Origin of the sequence: Glutamicibacter sp. 363 (genome assembly GCF_052379505.1) — a bacterium.
Lineage (GTDB): Bacteria > Actinomycetota > Actinomycetes > Actinomycetales > Micrococcaceae > Glutamicibacter.
The window spans coordinates 20,066-27,481 of sequence record NZ_JBQSYR010000037.1 but is presented as its reverse complement, the minus strand read 5'-3'; the positions used below and the strand labels follow the sequence as shown (position 1 = coordinate 27,481).

The window sequence follows — 7,416 nt, the reverse complement described above, 5'->3', positions numbered from 1 at the left end:
GCGTCTTCCTCGGCGGAGTGCTGACCGAATACGCGAGCTGGCCCTGGGTTTTCTATGTCACCATTCCGATCGCGGTCTTCGTGCTGGCATTCACCGCAACGGTGCTTCCTCGAACCGCGCGGAAGGCGTCGGGATCAATTGACATCGCCGGGGCATCCACCGTGACCGGCGGGCTTGCTGCGACCGTCTACGCTATTGTGAATGCCCCAGAAGTGGGGTGGCTTACCGCGCCTACTCTCGGCGTCCTGGCCGGAGGCCTCGTCCTTTTGGCTATTTTCTTCGTGATTCAGGCAAAAAGCCGCACCCCCCTGCTGCGCCTCGGACTGCTTCGCACGCCGCTCCTCGGGGCGGCCAATGGCGCACAGCTCCTGCTGGGTGCGGCATGGGTATCCATGTGGTTCTTCCTGAATCTGTATCTACAGCAGGTGCTCGGTGCTACCGCTTTCGCTGCTGGTGCCGCGCTCCTGCCGATGACCGGCCTGGTCGTGCTCGTCATGGTCGCGTTGGCGCCACGGCTTCAAGCCCGGTTCGGTGCCAAGGCGCTGATTGTCACCGGGCTGCTCGTGCTGGCGGCCGGACTCATGTGGCTCTCCTTGATGCAACCGGACGGAAACTATGCCACAGACGTTCTACCGGCATCGCTGCTGGCGGCCCTCGGGATGTCATTGGCGTTCGTCCCCTCACTTGGTACCGCGATCAATGCCGCACCGCCCGTCGAAACGGGTGTTGCCTCCGGGTTGGTGAGTACCAGCTACCAGATCGGATCGGCCCTCGGCCTCGCAGCCCTCACGGCAATCGTTTACGGTATCTCCGGTGCCGAACCGTCCGCGGTGGATCTGACGCGGGGGTATTCGGCGGCCTTCATTGGTGCCGCCATCCTCGCCTTTGCAGGAGCGGTGATAACTGCCACCACTATGAGCAAATCCGCGGCTTCCACTCCCTCGTCAGGCGAATCAATCTCCGCATGACAGCGGGGACGAGGTATTAGGGCGCATCGCTTCAGCTTCTTTTATTTCAGTCTGGATGCATCAACAGGTAATCAATAATCGACAGGCGGATACAAAAAGCCCAACACCAACTGCTGATCGCTCGCGAAGGGTCACTCAACTCATTGGGAGCCAAGCGATCCGCGGCAACCCTAAATCCAGAGGTAATGGGGGTGTGGCTCATAACCTGTGAGGAATTGAGGGCCGTGCGGCGGATTTAGCAGCGTCTTGACATCGCAGCCAATTCGCTAGTTTAGAAACTGGGGCCGGAGGCGGGCAACTAGCTCGTCTTCGGTTTCGTTAACTGTCCGTTGAGTTCTTCAATTATTGATACGGCTTCCGGAGCCTATATGGACACCGTCAAAGAACCGACCGTGAACTTCATGATTCGAGAGTACTGCGGACTAAGTGGGAGCTGTCACGGACCGTTGGACCGTAAAAACGTAGGCGACCTCATTCTCTGGTGTAACGAGTGAGCATGGAGATTTTGGCATGCGGATTTGCACGCTGAAAGAAAGAAGCCAACGTGCACGGGAGTCAGCTGGAGAACCTACCCTATTGAGCCGTCCGTGGTAGGGGCAGCGCACCTGCGCGAACGCTGGTGAACCGGTACCTCGCGGCGCAATCCACCATGTCACGATGGACCCCCGAAGTGAACTACAGCCAGTAGCCGGGCGATGGAACCAGTACCCTGGTCGGCGGCTCATAGGTTCTTGGCGTTACCGAAAACACGACGATCCGCCGATCTGTGTAATGCCGTGGAGCCAGCGTTCATCCGAAACCCCATGAAAAGCTCGTTAATGGGCCAAGGCGTGACGCAGGACAGTAAGTTCGTGTTTGGTCTGTACCGTTCGGGTTTGCTCCATAGCGGAAATTGTCTGGACTAGAACGTCGGCCACCAACAGGGAGGTCAGCGCTTCTGCGGTGAGTCCCGTCGGGGTATGTGGGGCGTGCAGGCAGACCTCGACCTCGCCGCTGAGTTCCTCTTGTAGTTCGTCGCTAATCAGTACGACTTTTGCTCCTACGTCGCGAGCGCGTTGGAGCAATACGCGAAGGTCTGCAAGCATTCGCCCAGGGGCGAAAACCATCACTGCGTCCTCGGCGCTGATCATCAGCAGTTGGTCGGCCAGTTGAAAGCCACTGGCGGATATGAAATGGGAGGGAAGCCCGATGCGATTGAGCTTGAGAGCAAGATGCTCCGCTGCCAATCCCGAGGCTCCGACGCCATAGGTGATTACCCGCGGGGCCGCCAGCGCCAAGTGCACGGCGCGCGTCATTGGTTCGATGGAGGATTCGGCGAAAGCCAGTTCCAAGCGTTCCGAGGCCTCCGTGTTCACGCTGCGCCAGACCTCCTCAATGTTCCCTCCGATACTCTTGATCCGTTGGCGTGCCCGAATCTCGGGGGAGACCGCGGCGGAGAACGGCGCCGCGACCTGCTGCTTGAGTTCGGAGAGACCGCTGTATCCGAGTGACTGGATGGTGCGCACCACCGTGGCGTTGCTGGTTCGGCTCTCTGCGCCAAGGTCTTGCGCCCCGGCGTAGAGCAGCCGCTCGGCAGTGGTGCGCACTAGTAGTTGGGCCACCGAACGTTCGGCCTTTGATAGTTCTTCCCAGTGGTCGCGGACCCGCTGCTGTAAAACTAACAAGCCTGGATTCTCCGTAATGTCTGTTACATCACCAGATTTTGTTGTATCGTTCATTTCAAGCACTTCCCTTCTTGTAACAGACAATACATCTGTTTATGGGAGCGGCACCAACGGCAACGGGCATTCGCGCCAATAAGGAACACCTTCAATGGAACAGTTGAAACTTCGCACCCTAGAGATTTCGGGAACCCCGCGAGAACGGGGTAGGCAATACGGACAAGGAGCTGCCGACCTAATCACGAAGGCCATTTCCTTCTACACGGAGGCCTTTGACCAACAACTCGGACGCAGTTGGGAGGGGATGCGTGAACGGGCGGCGGCTTGGGTGCCACTGTGCGCCGAGAAGGCTCCGGAGATCATGGAGGAGGTCGCCGGGATTGCCGAGGGCGCCGGGGTCCAGATGCTTGACATCCTGTTGTTGAACCTGCGAGGGGAGGTCATCTACGACGCGGCGGCTCTGCCCGCCCCGGACGAAGATGAAGTTGAGGGTTGCACGAGCTTTGCGCTGCTGGATTCTGCCAGCGGAGACGGGCACGTCTACGCTGGACAAAACTGGGATTGGCGCCATGGCACTCGGGACACGGTGCTGATCCTGCGCGTTGTTCAGGACCCGCTGCCAACGCTGATCATGCAGGTGGAGGCCGGGCAGATCGGCCGGCACGGGGCCAATAGCGCGGGCATTGCGCTGAACGCCAATGGGTTGGGTGGCCGATTCGGCACTGCCTTGGGGCTACCGCAGACCTTCATCCGCCGTATGGTGCTGAATCAGAGCGAATTCGCCGACGCCCTGAACACGCTGGTGCGCACCAAGACTCACATCGCCTCCAACGCGTTACTCACTTTCGCGGACGGATTTGCCATTGACGTGGAAACCACCCCGGGGCGCAGTGGCTGGATGTATCCCACGAACGGGCTGCTCGTGCACGGAAACCACTACCAGGCATTCATCCCCGCCCAGCTGGCTGAGAGCTACCAGCCGGTCTCGGTGGACTCCCTCTTCCGGGTACCGCGCACAGAAGCGGGCTTGAGCCAGGTACGCATGGCCACGGACAGCCAGCAGGCACGCCAGCTGATTCATCAAGCCATGTCTGATCATCTGGGCTACCCGGAGTCGGTGTGCACCCACCCGGATGTGCGCCGTCCCGAAGTCCGCCAGTGGTCGACGCTGCTCTCCAGCTGCATCGACTTGACCACAGGCGAGTACTTCATTGCCCCGGGCAACCCCTGCACCAATGACTACCAAATTCTTCCCTGGAACGTCCTTGATGGCCCGGGCAGCCGCAACTCAATCGCAATGGGAACCACGAAGGAGAACGCATCATGAACAGTCCACTTCGCCGTAGCGCCGGACGCCGCACCATTCCGGCGCTGCTCGCCGCCCTTGCTCTCGGCCTCAGCGCCTGCTCCGGAGCCGGAGGCCCCACGGCGGTGCCCGAGGTCGAAGTGAGCTTCGGGCCCACCACCACACCTGCAACCGGGGACCTGGCCAAGGCAGTGTGGATGCTCTCGAAGGAACCGAGCACGCTGGATCCCGACGCCGACAGTGCCACCAGCGCCAGTACCGTGCTGGCCAATATCTGTGAGCGTCTCATGCAGCTCCAGCCGGACCTGAGTATTTCCGGCCATCTGGCGCAAAAGGCCGAATGGGTGGACAAAGCCACGGTCGTGTTCACGCTCCGCAAGGACGTGACGTTCCACGATGGAACCCCGATGACCGCCGATGACGTGCTTTATAGCATGAAACGCCACATGGCCGAGGGCGCCGAGGAATCGGACGAATACGCCAACGTGAAATCGCTGGAGAAGACCGGATCGCACGAGGTCACTGCCCACATGCTGGACGAAGACGCCATCTTCATCCAGGCGATGGCAGGCAACGGTGGCATCATCTACAACCGCAAGGCCCTCGAAGCTCAGGGCGAGGCTTTTGGCGGCCCGAGCGGCTCCGATGCCTGCAGCGGCCCCTATGAGCTTGGCAGCTGGAAGTCCGGCAGCGAGGTCGTTCTGAACCAGGCCGTCGAATACTGGAACCCGGCCAAGGCCGCGAAGACCGAAACCCTAACTTTCCGGTGGGCAGACGAAAATGCTGTGGTGAACGCGTTGATCAGCGGGGAAGCCCAAGGCGCCTACCTGGACTCGCCGGCCGCAGCCGTTCCGCTGCAGGGCAAGGACAATGTCGCCGTGTCCCAGGGGCCGGCCACCAACGTCTGGTCGCTGATTGCCACCGAACGCGGGATCCTGAAGGATGCGAACATCCGCAAGGCGCTGTCCCTGGTGCTCGACCGGCAAGGCATCGCCACCGCCGCATTCGGATCACTGGCCGAACCCTGGAAGACCCCCGTGGGCCCGGGCTCCTGGGGTTATGAACGCGAGACGTTCGAAACCGCCTACGACGCGCTTGAGGGCGCGCCCGCCAAACCGAGCGAGGCAGACATTGCCGCGGCCAAGCAGCTCGTTGCATCCTCCGCATTCCCCAACGGCGAGTTGGTCATTGCCAGCGACGGCAGCTCGGTTCGCAACGTGGTGTCCAACGCCCTGGTCGCGGCCGCCCAAAGCATCGGCCTGAGCGCAAAGATCATCACCGTCCCGCCACAGCAATACGGCGACTTCTATTCGGACGAGACCCTGCGCACCAGTGCCGACTTCTTCTCCGATGAGTACTACATCTCCAAGAACGACCCGGTGGGCTTCTACAAGAACGGCGAGAGCACCGCCCGGGTGAACTATGTCGGATTCTCCGATCCGGCCTACGACGCACTGGTGGCCAAGGCCAAGGCAACCACCGACGACGCGGCGCGCGCCAAGCTCTCCATCGAGCTGGAAGCGCGCTGGACCGAAGCCATGGTCTGGGTTCCGGTGGTTCAGACCCCCGCGACGGTGGCGCTGAATGCCGAAGTCACCGGCGCCCCCTCGTCGGCCGCCTTCATCTACTACCCGTGGGCCGCCGACCTTGGCGCGGCGGCGGGAAAGTAGCCTCACATGAAACGCATTATTGGCCGGCTGGCAGGTATGCTGGTGACCCTGCTGGCCGGGTCGTTCATCATCTTCATGGCCATGCACGCGGCCCCGGGGGATCCGGTCACCTTCCTGATCGGCAACCCCGAGGGCATCACCCCGGAACGAATCGCGGCCGTGCGCGCCCAGTACAACCTCGACCAGCCGGTGCTTGTCCAGTACTGGCTGTGGCTCACCCACGCGTTCACCGGCGACTTCGGGACCTCGTTCCACTACCTGCAGCCGGTGTCGGACTTGATGGCCACCCGGTTGCCCAACACGCTGTGGCTGGTTGGCTATGCCTCGGTGCTGTTCATCATCCTGGGCATCGGGCTTGGCATCGTTTCGGCGATCCGCCGTGGCTCGCGGGTCGACTCGGCGATCACCGGCTCGACGACGCTTGCAGCATCGATCCCCTCCTTCGTGACCGGCTTGCTGCTGGTCTACTTGTTGTCCGTCACCTTGGGCTGGTTCCCGGTCACCGGGGCCGGGGACGGAATCGCCGGACGGCTGCACCACTTGTTCCTTCCCGCGGTCTCCCTGTCCATCGGGGCGCTGGCCATCGTCAGCCGGGTGACCCGGCAGTCGATGATCGAACAGTTGGACGCAGACCACGTCGAGGCGGCCCGCAGCTTCGGGCTGGCGGAACGCAAGCTGGTGGTGCGGCATGTACTGCGCAACGCCTGGGGTCCGGTGATCACCATGGTCGCCCTGGTGGTGGCGAGCATGCTCGCCGGCACCGTGGTGATCGAGGGGGTCTTCGGGATCAGCGGCGTCGGCGCGCTGCTGGTCGACGCCATAAACACCCATGACTTTGCCGTCGTGCAGGCGGTGCTGCTCTACATGATCGTCGCCTACATGCTGGTGACCACGCTGGTGGACATCGTCCACCCACTATTGGATCCACGGATCCGTGCCAGAACGGGGAAACCATGAGCACCTCAACGACCCTGATCAATGCGCCGCGGAAACGCACCAAGGGGTATGGTGCGGCCTTCAACACCTGCCTGGGATTTCTGGTCCTGGTGATCCTGGGAGCGGTCCTCGCGCCCTGGATCGCACCGTATGCCCCGGACGAGATCGACTTCTCGGCCATTTGGACCTCGCCCGGGGCCGGGCACCTGTTCGGCACCGACCAATTGGGCCGGGACATCTTCTCCCGAGTGCTCTTCGGGGCGCGCGAAAGCCTGATCGGACCGCTGCTGCTGCTCGCCCTGGCCACGGTGCTCGGGGTGTTGATCGGCACGCTCGCGGCCTGGCACGGCGGATGGGTCGATACGCTGCTGGCCCGCATCACCGACGTGATGTTTGCCTTCCCCGGGCTGCTCTTCGTGGTGCTGGTCATCGCCGTCTTTGGCAAGGGGCCGGCCACCGCGATCCTGGCCCTGGCGCTTGCCTACGCGCCGGTGATCGCGAAGTTCACTCGCAGTATTGCGCTGGCCGAACTTTCCCGCCCCTACATCGACGCCTACAGGATCCAAGGCGTGAGCGCGCCGATGATCTGCCTGCGCTACCTGATCCCCAACATGTCCCCGGCCTTACTGGGCTACCTGGTGGTGCTCTTCGGAGAGGGCCTAATGAGCCTCGCCACGCTGAGCTTCCTCGGCTTCGGTGCCCAACCGCCAAGCTCCGAATGGGGGCTCATGGTCCAGGAGGGCCAGGCCGGGATTATCCAGGGCCATCTCTGGCCAACGCTCGCCCCGGGCTTGGTCATTGCCGCCGTCGTCGTCGCGGTGAACATCGTCGGCGTCCGACTCTCGGACCAGCTCAACGTCAAGAAGCCATAAGGA

6 protein-coding genes are annotated in these 7,416 nt (G+C 62.2%); 5 read left to right on the top strand and 1 reads right to left on the bottom strand.

Annotation, left to right across the window (positions count from 1 at the left end):
• The coding region (locus ACT3UA_RS17220) for an MFS transporter (protein WP_444617581.1) at nucleotides 1-968 on the top strand (968 nt) is incomplete at its 5' end.
• An 815-nt stretch (nucleotides 969-1,783) separates the two neighbouring features.
• Here ACT3UA_RS17220 and ACT3UA_RS17215 read toward each other — a convergent pair.
• Nucleotides 1,784-2,632, bottom strand: coding sequence for a MurR/RpiR family transcriptional regulator (locus tag ACT3UA_RS17215; RefSeq protein ID WP_217990394.1), 849 nt, complete (start codon nucleotides 2,630-2,632; stop codon nucleotides 1,784-1,786).
• A gap of 148 nt (nucleotides 2,633-2,780) precedes the next feature.
• Here ACT3UA_RS17215 and ACT3UA_RS17210 point away from each other — a divergent pair, with 148 nt between their 5' ends.
• The 4 genes from ACT3UA_RS17210 to ACT3UA_RS17195 are packed head-to-tail and all read left to right on the top strand — an operon-like array spanning nucleotide 2,781 to nucleotide 7,413.
• A complete protein-coding gene (locus ACT3UA_RS17210) occupies nucleotides 2,781-3,956 on the top strand; it encodes a C45 family autoproteolytic acyltransferase/hydolase (protein ID WP_096287382.1) in 1,176 nt (391 codons plus the stop codon).
• Nucleotides 3,953-5,605 (top strand): ABC transporter substrate-binding protein, encoded by a 1,653-nt coding sequence (locus tag ACT3UA_RS17205; RefSeq protein ID WP_096287380.1) that lies wholly within the window; start codon nucleotides 3,953-3,955, stop codon nucleotides 5,603-5,605. Before ACT3UA_RS17210 ends, ACT3UA_RS17205 begins: the two co-directional genes overlap by 4 nt.
• 6 nt (nucleotides 5,606-5,611) lie before the next feature.
• Nucleotides 5,612-6,562, top strand: a complete 951-nt coding sequence (locus ACT3UA_RS17200) for an ABC transporter permease (RefSeq protein ID WP_105569925.1) — start codon at nucleotides 5,612-5,614, stop codon at nucleotides 6,560-6,562.
• Complete coding sequence (locus ACT3UA_RS17195) at nucleotides 6,559-7,413, top strand: ABC transporter permease (RefSeq protein WP_096287376.1); 855 nt, start codon at nucleotides 6,559-6,561, stop codon at nucleotides 7,411-7,413. Before ACT3UA_RS17200 ends, ACT3UA_RS17195 begins: the two co-directional genes overlap by 4 nt.
• The last annotated feature ends 3 nt before the right edge of the window (nucleotides 7,414-7,416 follow it).